This window comes from Evansella vedderi (assembly GCF_030813435.1).
GTDB classification, from domain to species: Bacteria; Bacillota; Bacilli; order Bacillales; family Salisediminibacteriaceae; genus Evansella; species Evansella vedderi.
Genome location: NZ_JAUSUG010000006.1, coordinates 51,757 through 65,288 on the forward strand (window position 1 = coordinate 51,757; position 13,532 = coordinate 65,288).

A 13,532-nucleotide genomic window follows, 5' to 3' on the forward strand; every position below is an offset into this window, starting at 1 on the left:
GTTAGTAAATGCCACTAAAATATAGTGAAACTCCTTAGATAGAATTAATTTGTTTTTTAACATAGAAAATTAAATAGAAAGCGATGGAGGTATGAAGATGTCGGCGAAAGTGACTAGTATTGGCCTGAAGGGGCTAGAAGGTTATCGTGTGCAGGTGGAGGCTCAGGTGAAAGACGGAGTTGATTCCTTTATTATTGTTGGGCTACCTGATGCATCGGTGAAAGAATCAAAGGAGCGGGTTTCGGCCACGCTTCATAGCATGGGTTTTCCAATAGTAGATAGGAAAGTTGTTATTAATCTCTCACCAGTAGAAGTGAAAAAGAATGGTCCACTGTTTGACCTTGCCATTGCCATTGGGGTCTTAAAAAGTGGAGGGTTTCTAAAAAAGGAGAGAATTCCAAATGATACTGGATTCATTGGTGCTTTGTCGTTAGACGGTTCTGTACTACCGGTGGAGGGGATGATTGCTGCTATCTTAGCTGCGAAACGACTTGGTGTAAAGCAATTGTATCTTCCCTTTGATCCTACGATCCCTAGAGTGGACATAGAAGAATTGGAGCTGCTCTATGTTGAGACTCTTCAAGATGTGTTAGATCTTTTAGGGGGACGTCAACCACTGCCATTTAATCAACTGAAATCTAGTTCTTTTAATGAGCAGCTATTGGTAGAACGGGACTTTAATCAGATTATCGGACATGGGTTTGCCAAGCGAGGCCTTGAAATCGCTGCGTCAGGGGAACATTACGTTCTTATGGACGGTCCTCCTGGATGTGGAAAAAGCCTCCTTGCCGAAACGTTTCCATCCATTTTGCCGCCATTATCAAAAGAAGCCCAGCTAGAAAAGATCAGCCTATACCAATTAGCTGGTGCACCGTATAACTCCCTAACATTGCCTCCCTACCGCCACCCACATCATTCTGCATCTGCTGTTTCCATTATCGGAGGAGGAACGAACCCCAAGCCAGGGGAAGTTTCTTTAGCACACCGTGAGGTACTGTTCATGGATGAGTTAGGGGAATTCTCCAAGAAGACCCTTGATATGCTAAGACAGCCTCTAGAAAATGAGAAAGTAACCATCAGCAGAGTCCACTCCACCGTTACCTATCCAGCAAAATTTATTTTTATCGCAGCAATGAACCCTTGTCCATGCGGGTATCTAGGGTCTAACCGAAACTATTGTACTTGTTCAGAGAAACAAATAAAAGCGTACAAAAACCGAGTCTCCGGACCCATCTTAGATCGTATCGATATCTTGTTATCCTTAAAACCTGTGAATCTAAAGGGACATGACTTTCAAGGAATAGAAACTTCCGAGGATGTGAGGGCAAGGGTACAGCGTGCACGAGAAAGACAATATGAGAGGTATGGAAAGGAAATTTGTAATGCCAGTGTTCCATTCGAACAGCTGATCAAACAGCAACCGTTAACAAGTAACCAGCAGCATGAGCTTCAAAGTCTATCTATTAAACGGGGATACAGTAATCGAGTACAAATTAAGCTTATTCGTCTAGCAAGGACCATTGCTGATATGAGGGGAGAAGAGAGGATATCCGATGATGCATTGTTAGAAGCTTTGTCTTTGAGAAAAATGGAGCCTGCTACTATGCCATCCATGTTTGCTCAAACAAGTGCTGGAGAATCTAGTGATGAATACCAAAAACACTAATATAGTAGGACTGGTGATATTTGATGCCGAGAAAAGCAAGGGAGAAGAGCAGGAGTGGAATCTATCATGTTATCATAAGGGGAGCAAATCGACAGGAAATCTTTCATGACGAAGAAGATAGTAGAAGGTTTCTAGAAACCCTTTTGAAATACAAGAAAGTGTCAGGATTGAAAATCTACGGATGGTGCTTAATGAGTAATCATGTCCATCTTCTTTTAAAAGAGGGGAACGAAGGTATTGACGTAACGATGAAACGGCTTGGCGTTAGTTTTGTCTTCTATTACAACTGGAAATACTTGACCACCGGCCACCTCTTTCAAGATAGGTTCAGAAGTGAAAAGGTAGAAACAGAAAAGTATCTATTAACCGTTGCAAGATATATTCACCAAAATCCACTAAAAGCCGGTTTAGTAAAGAAAGTGAACGATTGGAAATGGAGCAGTTGTTCAGGATATTATGGGGGAACATACTATCCTTCGGATCTGTTAGATCATACCTACATATTGAAACTATTTTCAGACGATTTGAGAGTTGCGAGGGATAGATTTAAAGAATTTAATGAAAAGAAGAACGATGATAAATGTTTAGAGGATTCTACCAAAATAAAGCGATTATCCGATGACGAGGCAAGGGTAAAGATTAAGAAGATATTAGGGGATATAGAAATCGCACAAGTAAAAATCCTGCAAGGAACCAAAAGGACCGAAATCTTAAGGGAGGTAAAGAAAATAAACGGAGTCTCCCAACGACAAGCCGCAAGAATCCTCGGCGTCTCTCCTAATCTTATATTTAAAGCCTAGCTTGGGTGCTTGGCACCACCTACATTTTGTTGTGATACTTGGGGATGGTTTACGTGCTTCCTTTTTTGAGTGAATAAAATGGGTGCATGAGAACCGTCCCCTCGCTTCCTCTTTCCGGAAACTCATGGATATCACTCCTATTTGGAGAAGGTTTACTACTATTCATTGAAGATGATAAGGTTCTTCGTGCCTGTCACCGCCCGGGTTTTGTCGAGATGCAGGGGATTAATTTTTATGTGTAGATGCCATACCTACATATTTATAATGCCATAAACATGAACGAGCAACCCACCGAGTAAGTATTATTTTAATACAGCTCCTCGGTGGGGTTTTTAATTTAAACTTTGTTGCTTTTTGAGATAAGCTTGGAGGAGCGGAAAGCGTCCCCCTGTCCCACTATGTCATCCAAAAAGGAAAGGGACAAGGTACCTGTCCGAGACCACTGAAAAACAACTCCTAAAATATGTAAAATGATATAAATGAAAAAATCCTCCATTTTTTGGTATAATGGAATTGTCGAGAAACCAAAAACCAAAAAGGGAGGATTTTTTTATGCTGAATCAGCATAAGCAATTAAGCTTCTATACCGAATTATACAATAAAATTCCAGAAAATCATACATTAAGACTGATTAATAATTTTGTAGATTTTGGCTTCATTAATGAATTTCTTGAAAGTAGTTACTGCAGATATTATGGCCTTCCAGCTAAGGAGCCTGAGTTAATGATTAAACTCTTGCTTCTTCAACATCTGTATAACTTATCGGATGAACGAGTCATGGAAGAAGCTTCATTAAATCTTGCCTACATGTATTTTCTGGGTATCAATCCAGAAGACACACTTCCACATCCCAGTTTATTATCCAAATTTAGACGACATAGATTACTAGATTTTACGCTAGATGAGGTATTAATTGAAGTTGTAAAGCAATGTGTGGATCACGGCATTATTAAAGACACAACTGGAATAAGTGTTGATACGACTCATACACAAGCAAACACATTTCGTGCGACTCCAGAACGTGTGATGAAACGCTTAGCTAAAAAGCTTTTTTGCCATTTAAAAGAGGAAATTGGAGAAGTTCCTGATAACGTCGATGTAACTATTCCCAACTATAAAGAGATTGAAAACCATCGAGAAGCCAAAGAAACAATGAAAACTTATTTAGAAGAAACTCTGGATAAGGTAGAAGAAACCGTTGAAATAGAGAAGAACCCTAAAACAAAAGGAACGATTGTGCTTGCAAGGGAAATACTGAAGGATCCAAAGTTCTTGGAATCAAAGGGTGTTCGCTCTATTGTCGACCGTGAGGCTCGAGTTGGACACAAATCAAAAACCAAGGACTTCTTTGGCTATAAAACAGAATATATGATGACAACAGACCTCATTATTACAGCTGTAAATGTCGGTGATGGAGCCTATGTTGACGGAAAGAAGTTTGAAGAGCTATTAGAATTAACGAAGAAAAGTGGCCTCACAATAGATGAATTATACGGTGATAAAGCCTACTTTAGAAAAAATATACTAGATTCTATTAATGCATGCGAAGCGAAAGTATACATACCTGTCAGCGAAATGGCTTATAAAATTGATGAAGAAAAATTTAGTTATAATAAGGATTCAGATGAGTGGTTTTGCGCCCAAGGGAATAACACGGTAAGGAAGTATCATAAAAAGACTAAAAATAGAGAATCCTATCGTTATTATTTTGAGAAAGAAATGTGTAGAGACTGTCCCTTAAGGGACAGCTGCATCACTGGGAAAGCTGTAGGGAAAATCTTAGAAGTTGGAGTTAATACCCCTGAATTCTATGAATATAGCCAACAGCAAAAGACAGAAGAGTTCAAGAAGAATTATAAGAAGCGAGCTTCCCAAGAAGGGAAGAACGGTGAGATGAAACAATATCACGGGTTAGATCGTGCCAAGAGGTACGGTCTAAAAAGCATGGCCATTCAAGCAAAATTAACAGCTTTAGCCGTAAACTTAAAGAGGATAGCAACCATACTATCCTCTAAAAAGGCTGGAAATCCTTCCATTTTGCTTTTCAATTTCTCAATGTGGATCAAATTTGGTGGCCAAATTAAAACAACGATGAAAATCAGCTAAAAAAGACGACTTTTTCAGTGGTCTCTCACTGTCCCCTTGTCCCACATAAAGCGGATGGGCGGTTGGCCATCTCCCGTAAGAGATGACCATTATCAAATGAAGGAAAATACCTAGCGACGATAATAAATATTATTACAAATGGTGGAAAAATAATCAAAATTATATTTCGGTATTGCTTAAGTATGATTAGATTACATTGTCATCGTCATTGTTATTACTGCTGTCCATCCATTCCTGTGAAAACACAAGAATACAGTAGGAGGTGCGGTACATTTGCTGTCTTAAAATGGTTTTGTCTGTATCCAAAACAATCTTATGTTTGTTTTTTAAGGTGACGATAGATTGTTTCTCCTTGTCAGGGTTAGCCTCAATGCTTTGTATATGTGCCGGAAATAGCCAGCAGCAATGAAAGCTCTTAGCCGAAAGTGTAGGGAAGGCATAGATGCCAAGATCAGGGTTAATCGGAATAGGCATTTTTCGATTAATCCCAGTTTTTGAAGTAACAGCGATTTGACGCCCCTCGAAACTAGCCCCACCACGTACACACGCAGACCTCATCAGTTCCCTTGTTGTTTTCTTAACATAAAATAAGGCGTTTGTTTCAAAGATAATTGTGTAATAGTCAATATGGGTAACAGGGAGGATTGCCATTGTATTCTGGTTAATCTGGTAATCATTTAATATTTTAATAGACATTAGATCATCTCCTTTAGAATCCATTGGTATGGTTGCAGTTAAAACACTTGTTTAATTTTAAAAAACTTATGTAATCTGAGAAACTCCAAAATGATGCAGCTTATGTAAACATAAATGCAATCAAGAAAACCACCTCGTTTTGTTGTAGTGCCATTCTGATCAAATTGTGAAAGGGTTTACATGTTTATGTGGATGAAGCCATGATGTAATAGTAAAGAAGTAATTTAAGAGTTGAACCAAGATGTCGTATTCCTAAAACTTATTTTTATTTGCAGCTTTACTAAAAAACTCTATTACTTCATCCTCCACTTCTTTACTAATAGACGAAGGGAGTGTACCAAGTGCAATTGAAATTCTATACAGCATATCATAGGTAGGATTTTTCTTACCCCTCTCCACTTGGCTCAAATAACCAATATCGATATCTGCTTCCTCCGCTAATTTCCATTGTTTAAAATCTTTATTCTTCCTTCTTTTTTGAATAACCCTACCTAAACTCCTACTAATAACCTCTTTCCTCTTCAATGGACCTCCTCCTTCTTACCTATTATTATAAAATTTTACAAAAAAAATTAAAAAGACTAAAGAAAGGAAAATGGGTAAAAATGTCAATAATTGTGACAATTTGGTGAACGTGTCTGTCCCTGCGTGAGTTTTGCTAGAAATTGTCGATAGCCTTAGAGTTTTATACCCGCAGCCTCATTGCGGGTATTTATATTGATCAATGCTGAGGGGATTGATTAATCAAGACTGGGTATCCCCCTTCCACAATAGGGAGCTAGCGTAACGTTGTTTTTTCCATTGAAAGGGGTGGCATTTGTCGAATCTTTTTATCAATTAATAGGAAATGTGATGTTTCTAGTAAGGAAACGTGATGTTTCTCTAGGGGAAACGTTACGTTTCTCTTAGGGAAATGGCATTTTTCCCTTTTGGTAATTATTTTTCTTAGGTTATAAACTGTCCTTACCGCGGAATAAGCGGAAGCGCGCTTCCAAGTGGGAGAGGTTCCCTTGGATAATCAAATGGATAGAGAACTAGAGTTTGAATCTTGTTGTGAGCAGTTTATGCCGATGGTTTATTCTTTAATTAAGAAATGGCATTTAGGTAGGGAAAGGGAAGAGTTTGAGCAAATTGGTCGTATTGCCATTTATGAAGCTTGGATAAACTATGATGCTTCTGTGGGTGAGTTTTCTTCCTATGTTGCTGGTTATGTGAGAGGAAGAATGAAGGATGTGATTAAGCGGCAAGACCGTTGGGGAACTCGTCATGTATTTACGGAGCCGGTTAAACTAGCAGAGCACCCAGATTTGACGGCTGAAGACCGTTTTCTTATGGAAGATTGGCTGGAACATTCCAAGTTAACTTCACAAGAAAAGATGTGGGTCATGGAGGGGTTAATCGATGGTTACAAACTTCAAGAAATTGCAGTGCGCTATGGGCGGAGTGTAACTACTATTAAAACTTGGCGCCAGAGCGCATTACAAAAGCTCCGGACAAAATTAAGTTATATTGTTAGGGAGTAGGAATGATATAAGCTTGATTACAGCCACAAGAGTGTATCATCTCTGCCGTGTTTTTTACCAACCGTTACCATAAAATTTACCACTTACTGTCAACGCGTTTACCAATAGAAAAACGTCAAGGATGATGAAGTGAAAAAGCCTAATCCTCTTTATTTTTTACGAGGTATTAGGCTTATGGTTTTCCTCATAGCACCCGATTGTGGAATATTAATTTTTCTATTGAATAGTATGGTTGTACTGCGTAGCAAATGACATTGTTGTTTTGTTAATTATTCTTCCTCAAGATAAGCAGGAGTTGAAAAGGATCCTGAAAAACAATTAAAATGATAAATTATTGATCAGTGAAGCGGAAAGAGAAGAATTTTTACGATATGTTTCTTCTTATCAAGAGTAATTACCTTCTTTCCGTATTTTTTGTAAATATGGAAAGGGCAAACATCTGAGGTGCCTATTACTTATTTCTCGTGTTCAGGCATAATTATATTTACTCCCAATTCTTCTTCAGCTACCTTCTCTATCTCTTTATGTTTGGCAGTGGAAGACTGGTTATTTCTTTAGGATTGTTGTTCTTATAAATAAAGTTGGTTTGTACTGCCTATCGCCACTCTTTGTCGAATAGCAAGGGTTCGCTTGCACAAATAACTTTTCTCATAAAAAGAAAAGGACCTTTGTAATGTCGATAGGAATGTAAATTCTCAAAAAAGCTGGCCCGTTAATGCGGGCCGTCTCACATTCATTACCAAACAAGTGCTACAGCTCCAATAATTACTAGCAAAATAAATAACACTAACACTAATGCAAAACCATCTGCGAATCTTGGTCGTGGGTGAGTATAGATCGGAGCAGCATAGGCATAATCATGTGGTAAATGCACCTAGAATCCCTCCTTCCTTCTACTCTTAATTTATGAGCTTTTTAATGATTGGTATGGTTATATTTCTTAGGGTTTACTAAAGAACTTCTACCAAGCTACTATAGCTGCTCCAATAATAACTAAAAGAATAAATACTACAAGAATAAACGCAAAACCTGCCACAGGTCTTGTAGGTGGTGGGGTAGGGTGAACCGGCTTGTAACAATCACTCATTGTTTATTTACCTCCTTTTATTGTATTCGATACATATAATATGCTTTATTTACATTTGTGACTGGACAAAATATCTAGATATAAAGTATAAATCTAATTTAGTTAAATCATGTAGTACATTAAGCTTTTTACTACATCGAAGAATCTAAACAGGAAAGTGAATATGCTAGTGAAGTTTTTTTTAGTCATTTTTATAAATATGTTTATTACTATCAGGAAATAGAAGACTATATGGCTAAAAATCGAATTAGTAGAGTGTAGGAATAGAGGGCACAAACAAATAACATTTTTTATAAGAGTGGTTAAGAGATGTTTTACTAACTGAAGGGCCTAAACATAAAAAAACTGATAATCTTTCATTAAAAGTCAAGAAAATATTTAAACCGCTTTAAAACTAAATTACTGTATATAATGTTACACATTATTATGTACAAAAGAAAAAGGATAGTATAGCAGTAATCACAACTGCTCTACCTATCCTTTTTTGTACTATAAATGACCTCATTTACCACAACAATGTAGAAATCTCTTGTTCCACTAACATTCCTTTACTTGAAGTACACCTTTTCACAAAGTTAGTACAAATAGATGTCGTTGCAATGCGTAATATCGTTGTACTGCGCAACATTTGCCTCTGTTGTTTTTCGTCTCCCAATTTTTACGATTTTTTTTCTCCTGATGGATAATAATAGGGTGGGATTTTCAACCAACCTCTTTTTCTCATTAAACTTTTTAAAGTAGCACTAAAAGTTAACATCTCAGATTGAAATTCAGCCCATATCATTCCAACATCACTTCGAGTGGACTGGGCTTGTCCTGTTGCACATTCAACTATTGCAACGGCTATTTTTATTGATACTCCATTCGCTAATTCATTATCTGTAATTTTTACACCTGGTGGAATATCCTTAGGAGAAGAATTAGGTTTTGGAGAAGATAACTCTGGAAGAGGAATACCCTCTTTAATCAGAAAAGTCTCTAACCGATCAGATTGCGAATCGCATAATTTATAGGCATCATTGAGCATTTCATGGACTTCATCATCTGTTGTTGAATTTAAACCAACTTCCTCATACCTTAGCATTTCTTTTATTGCTGTTAAATAAGTCCAAAAAGCCATTACTTCACCAACATGTAAAGGTAATTTTGGGTCATTATCAGTCATTGTTTTTAATGTATTCCAAAATGCTTCAAATGGATTAGGCATTTTTTAAACCTCCTAAATTCGCTCATTCTCTGAATTATAATTGTAATCCAAACATCGCCATTAAAATTAATAAGTATAATCGTAGTCCTTGACTTGTGCATTCATCACCCAGTTCACAAAGCCCTCGCCTTTATGAATATCTAAAATGCGTTGACCAATTTCTAAAAATTTTTTCATCTCCTCCTCAGACAAATACTTCATATCAAAAGGAAATTTTTCCATGTCTCTAAATGTATTCATTAGTTTATTTAACATTTGTTCCCCTTTGTCTGAAATAGTTACAATTTTATACCTAGCTTGTTTTTTATTGGTTGTTATATTTATAAAGTCTTTTTCTTGAAGCGGTTTTAGCAATCTTGTAACAGTAGAAATATGCCAGCAACCTAATTCACTGATTTGTGTAGGAGTAAGTGCATTCTTATTAGTTGAGAGTAAAAATAGAATATGCTGTTGTGCAGGTGATATTTTGTATTTCTTTTCTAAATCCGTCCAATTTTTTTCCATACAAAAATACAACGCTCTAACAATTAAAACAGTTTGTTGTTTAAGATGTAAATTCACTGTGCATCATCCTCACTTGTATGTACAATTGTAATTACAAGTAATATTTTTTTCACTTGCAAAAGAAAATATACAAATTAATAAGAGAAATATTTTCACCTCTTAATTAAAAAATACTCCCTATTTAAGTAAGATTACTTCACAAAGTCCTATAAAAATGACGAGCTTTGTTGCGCAGTAAACGGTCCACTACGTAATACAAATTAGAGTATCTGAAGCAAAAATTAACTTCAAATTTCAATAAAAAACTAAAATAGGGTAGTTTATCAACGGTGATGGACTACCCCATTCGTATACATAGCATAAAAAGACCCCCCTTGTCTTGATGGACCTTCTACTTCTCCAATTTCTACTGATGATTCTCTTTCGCCATGACACTCCAGTCTTGAGGAGGTACTTTGGCGGGACCTGATTGGCCAATAGCAGTTCCTTCAACAAGCTTTCCTAAATACAAGACCGAATGATTTAGCTGATCTAGCTTCTTCTCAATGCGGTAAAGTAAGTAGAATGTAACGGCAATGGGAAACCCGTATTCACCAACAAGACTCATCCATATTTCCATTTCTTCTCACCCCTTTCCACTATCAATAGTAGTACGAAAAACGGAGAGGTAATCCCCTCCGTTTTTCTATTTAGAGCGTGTTCAAAAGGGGAAAAAGCTCCCCTTTTGAACAGACTTTTATAGTAAAATGTCCACTTGATCTACTCTGCGTTCTACTACGCGGGCCCCTCGTTTTCCAACTAGCCCTCCGTCGAAGGTTGCAAATACATTACTAGCAATGATCGTATCCATCGCTTGAGCCACCGCTTGTGGGTTTACTGGCTCTATTGGATCGTCGATAGAAACAATCGCTGCTTTCCCATTCTCATTGGTAAAAATAAGTTCTAATCGTTTAGTCATCGGTTTTCACCTCCTCCTGTGACAGTCCTCGTAAAGTCCTACTGAATTAATTCGTACGTGTTGCTTCGTTCTACCTTCTCTAATTCATTCTTTTGAAGAGAAGCTAGTGCCATCGCAGCTTGGAATAGCTGCGTGCTTTCTGCTTGAGGGACGATATTGCGATAATGCTTTGCCTTAAAGATTGGTTCTCCCTCATCGTTATAGCCCGTAACAAAATGTAAAGATAGTCGACTAAATACGATATCACCCATGCTTGTCACCCCCTTTCACCTACTATGTAGACTTGAGAAGGCAAAAAGGAGGAGACTATTTTAAAAAAATGAAAATTTTTTCGTTGTTTGTGAACATTTTGTGACATAAGGGGAAACTTTTTTTGATTTTTTAAAAGTTTTCTCCTCCTTTTTGGCGTTTCAAGTCTACATAGTAAGCGAAGGATAGAAAATTACAAACGAGGTGGTTGGGTAATGGAGAAACTAAAGCGATCTGTCATCAAAGAGGAATTAATAGCGTTGACCGGGGATTATAAGTTGGCCATCGTCCTCAATCAAATGATTTATTGGTCTCAGTATGTGAAGCATTTTGACCAATTTATTGAGGAGGAGGGTTTAAGGAGGAATGATCCTAATTTAGAACCTTCGAAGGGATGGATCTATAAAACGGCAGAGGAGTTATCCAGTGAAACGATGATGAAAGTTACGCCGAAGACCATGCGAGACTATTTAAGTAAGCTGGTAGACAATGGGTGGCTAGATGAGAGGAAGAATCCTACTATTGGTTGGGATCATACGAAGCAGTACCGAGTGAATCTAATAAAACTACAAAGTGATCTATTAGAGATGGGGTACGTCTTACAAGATTACAAGATTAACCTTCAAGACTTCATGCACCCAACTGAGGAAAAATTACAAATGGAAGGGTCAAAAAGGAAAAAAGGAAGTGGAGAAAACTTCGCTATGATTTTTCAAAATGAAAATACAATACCAGAGATTACTACAGAAATTACTACAGAGATTACAACAAAAGATACTGTCGCTGAGATCGTCGCTTATTTGAATGAAAAGGCATTGAAGAACTTCCAAGTGAATTCTAGAAAAACACAAGAGCTCGTAAGAGCGAGAATAAGAGAAGGATATCATTTAGAAGATTTCCAACAAGTCATCGATAACAAATGCTCAGATTGGTTACTAGATAAAAAAATGAGTAAGTTCCTCCGTCCAGAGACGTTATTCGGTACTAAATTTGAAGCTTATCTTAATGAACAAAGTATTACAAATGCAGCTAATGACTTTGATAGCTATGTAAAGGGGTTGGAATAGGGTCATGGATAAGAAAGAGACAGCCCTGCTGCTAATGGAAATCGATCGATTTTTTCCAGGGAAGTTGAAGTTAGAGGGAGCAACGGTAGAAGCTTGGTACCGGGTCATGAAAACACAGGACTATAAGGAGGTCATCCGTCGATTAGACCTTCACGTCATGCACCATAAATACCCGCCCACTGTCCATGACCTATTCGAAAAACCTCGTCCCGAACACAACAAAAACATCCTAAAACAACTAGCCGACTGGGAAAAAGAAAGCATAGGGACCGTTCCCGTGCAACAAAAGTTGCAACAAAAGGAGGAATGTTAGATGGCGCTGCAAGGGAATGTGGAGGCGGAGAAACTGCTACTTGGTTGTATTTTACTAGATAACAGCATTATGAAGGAGTTAGTGGTGCAGCCGGAGCATCTGTCCATTCTCCATCGGGAGTTATTCCGTGCCATGGTGGAGATTCATGAGCGAGAGGAAGAGATTAACCGGGCCACCTTGTTCGAGAAGCTCGGCGCCAACTACTTGGCACAGGTGAACCTAGGAGAAATGATGGAGGCGGTGCCATCTGTCAGGTCGTTTAAATTCCATGAGGAGTTAGTATTGCGGTATTGGAAAAATCACCAGGTGCGGGAGAAGACGAAGAAGTTTTTGGAGGACACGGGAGAGGTGGTAGGGGAGGAGCAGGTGACCTCGTTTCTTACGGAAATGAAAGCATTGGACAGGCTTTCCACGAAGCGGGATAACTTCAACCTGAAGGAAACGATTATGAACATGTATGATAAAGCCGTTTCCGGTAAAGTGGCAAAGGGGTTAATGACAGGGTACAAAGATTATGACCTACTGACAAACGGCCATGGGAAGGGGCAATTTATCATTATTGCCGCAAGACCTTCTGTAGGGAAGACCGCCTTTGCGTTAAATATTGCGGCAGGACATACGGCAGTGGGAGAGGACAGGCAGGGGGAAGGTTCCGGTGAATTTACAGCGGGGGAAGGAAAGGAAGTGTTTGGACACTTATATTCTTTGGAGATGACAAAGGATCAGTTTTTGCAAAGGATGGTGGCAGCAGAGGGGAGGATCCATTCACAAAAGCTTCGGGATCCCGTGCGGCGGTTTGATGCGTCCGATTGGGAACGCTACTCCGGGGCCATGGACAAGCTGTCGAAGAAGAACCTGTTTATTTGTGACCGCTCGAATGTGAGGGTCCCGGAGATCTATGCCAATACGAAGCGGTTAATGGAGGAGTACCCAGACATGGATCATTTCATCATCATCGATTATTTGCAGCTTCTAAGGCCCATTTCCAAGCGGGGAAGTCGACAGGAGGAGGTGGCAGAAATCTCACGGGCGTTGAAGACCATGGCTCGGGATTTGGAGGTGCCGGTTATTGCACTGTCCCAATTATCAAGGAGTGTGGAATCGCGGCGGGATAAGCGACCAACCTTGGCGGACCTCCGGGAATCGGGAAGCTTGGAACAGGATGCAGATGTGGTGGCTTTTCTGTACCGGGAGGACTATTACGACCGGGATACGGAAAATCGGGATGAGATCGAGATCATTGTAGCGAAGCAGCGGGAAGGCCCCGTTGGTACGGTGGAGCTGTTGTTTTTGAAGGAGTACAACTTGTTTGCTGGAAAAGAAGAGGGGGAGGTGCCGGGATAGTCCCGGGTGCAT

Annotated in this window: 16 protein-coding genes; 7 read left to right on the top strand and 9 right to left on the bottom strand. The window is 38.9% G+C overall.

Annotation, left to right across the window (positions count from 1 at the left end):
* The first annotated feature begins 97 nt into the window (after positions 1-97).
* The 3 genes from J2S74_RS09040 to J2S74_RS09050 all read left to right on the top strand — a co-directional run bounded on the left by J2S74_RS09040 (position 98) and on the right by J2S74_RS09050 (position 4,572).
* The gene (locus tag J2S74_RS09040; protein WP_307324494.1) at positions 98-1,666 is read left to right on the top strand and encodes a YifB family Mg chelatase-like AAA ATPase; all 1,569 of its coding nucleotides are present in this window, start codon (positions 98-100) and stop codon (positions 1,664-1,666) included.
* 23 nt (positions 1,667-1,689) lie between these two features.
* Positions 1,690-2,466 (top strand): transposase, encoded by a 777-nt coding sequence (locus J2S74_RS09045; protein ID WP_307324496.1) that lies wholly within the window; start codon positions 1,690-1,692, stop codon positions 2,464-2,466.
* A gap of 552 nt (positions 2,467-3,018) precedes the next feature.
* The gene (locus J2S74_RS09050; protein ID WP_370875994.1) at positions 3,019-4,572 is read left to right on the top strand and encodes an IS1182 family transposase; all 1,554 of its coding nucleotides are present in this window, start codon (positions 3,019-3,021) and stop codon (positions 4,570-4,572) included.
* A gap of 186 nt (positions 4,573-4,758) precedes the next feature.
* Here J2S74_RS09050 and J2S74_RS09055 read toward each other — a convergent pair whose 3' ends face one another.
* Both J2S74_RS09055 and J2S74_RS09060 read right to left on the bottom strand, forming a co-directional pair.
* Positions 4,759-5,268, bottom strand: coding sequence for a competence protein ComK (locus J2S74_RS09055; RefSeq protein ID WP_307324499.1), 510 nt, complete (start codon positions 5,266-5,268; stop codon positions 4,759-4,761).
* A 252-nt stretch (positions 5,269-5,520) separates the two neighbouring features.
* Positions 5,521-5,793 carry a helix-turn-helix domain-containing protein gene (locus J2S74_RS09060; RefSeq protein WP_307324501.1) on the bottom strand — a complete coding sequence of 91 codons (273 nt, stop codon included), beginning with the start codon at positions 5,791-5,793 and terminating at the stop codon, positions 5,521-5,523.
* Between the two features lie 485 nt (positions 5,794-6,278).
* Between J2S74_RS09060 and J2S74_RS09065 the strand changes: the two genes are divergently transcribed.
* Positions 6,279-6,791, top strand: a complete 513-nt coding sequence (locus J2S74_RS09065; protein ID WP_307324504.1) for a sigma-70 family RNA polymerase sigma factor — start codon at positions 6,279-6,281, stop codon at positions 6,789-6,791.
* A 736-nt stretch (positions 6,792-7,527) separates the two neighbouring features.
* Here the strand turns inward: J2S74_RS09065 and J2S74_RS09070 are convergent.
* From J2S74_RS09070 to J2S74_RS09100, 7 genes are all read right to left on the bottom strand, one after another.
* Positions 7,528-7,665, bottom strand: coding sequence for a YjcZ family sporulation protein (locus J2S74_RS09070; protein ID WP_307324507.1), 138 nt, complete (start codon positions 7,663-7,665; stop codon positions 7,528-7,530).
* A gap of 87 nt (positions 7,666-7,752) precedes the next feature.
* Positions 7,753-7,878 carry a sporulation protein YjcZ gene (gene yjcZ, locus J2S74_RS09075; protein WP_307324510.1) on the bottom strand — a complete coding sequence of 42 codons (126 nt, stop codon included), beginning with the start codon at positions 7,876-7,878 and terminating at the stop codon, positions 7,753-7,755.
* 658 nt (positions 7,879-8,536) lie between these two features.
* Complete coding sequence (locus tag J2S74_RS09080) at positions 8,537-9,085, bottom strand: DUF3231 family protein (RefSeq protein ID WP_307324512.1); 549 nt, start codon at positions 9,083-9,085, stop codon at positions 8,537-8,539.
* A 66-nt stretch (positions 9,086-9,151) separates the two neighbouring features.
* On the bottom strand, positions 9,152-9,646 hold the full coding sequence (locus J2S74_RS09085) for a MarR family winged helix-turn-helix transcriptional regulator (protein WP_307324515.1): 495 nt from the start codon (positions 9,644-9,646) through the stop codon (positions 9,152-9,154).
* Between the two features lie 349 nt (positions 9,647-9,995).
* Positions 9,996-10,208: a YvrJ family protein gene (locus J2S74_RS09090; RefSeq protein WP_307324516.1), complete on the bottom strand. Its 213-nt coding sequence runs from the start codon at positions 10,206-10,208 to the stop codon at positions 9,996-9,998.
* Positions 10,209-10,325: 117 nt separating this feature from the next.
* Positions 10,326-10,547 carry a DUF2922 domain-containing protein gene (locus J2S74_RS09095; RefSeq protein ID WP_307324519.1) on the bottom strand — a complete coding sequence of 74 codons (222 nt, stop codon included), beginning with the start codon at positions 10,545-10,547 and terminating at the stop codon, positions 10,326-10,328.
* A gap of 38 nt (positions 10,548-10,585) precedes the next feature.
* Complete coding sequence (locus tag J2S74_RS09100; protein WP_307324524.1) at positions 10,586-10,798, bottom strand: DUF1659 domain-containing protein; 213 nt, start codon at positions 10,796-10,798, stop codon at positions 10,586-10,588.
* Between the two features lie 213 nt (positions 10,799-11,011).
* On the opposite strand from J2S74_RS09100, the gene J2S74_RS09105 reads away from it, so the two are divergent.
* The 3 genes from J2S74_RS09105 to J2S74_RS09115 are packed head-to-tail and all read left to right on the top strand — an operon-like array spanning position 11,012 to position 13,520.
* Entirely contained in the window at positions 11,012-11,863 is an 852-nt protein-coding gene (locus tag J2S74_RS09105) for a conserved phage C-terminal domain-containing protein (RefSeq protein ID WP_307324526.1), read from the top strand.
* A 4-nt stretch (positions 11,864-11,867) separates the two neighbouring features.
* The gene (locus J2S74_RS09110) at positions 11,868-12,176 is read left to right on the top strand and encodes a replicative helicase loader/inhibitor (protein ID WP_307324529.1); all 309 of its coding nucleotides are present in this window, start codon (positions 11,868-11,870) and stop codon (positions 12,174-12,176) included.
* Positions 12,177-13,520: a replicative DNA helicase gene (locus tag J2S74_RS09115; protein WP_307324532.1), complete on the top strand. Its 1,344-nt coding sequence runs from the start codon at positions 12,177-12,179 to the stop codon at positions 13,518-13,520.
* The last annotated feature ends 12 nt before the right edge of the window (positions 13,521-13,532 follow it).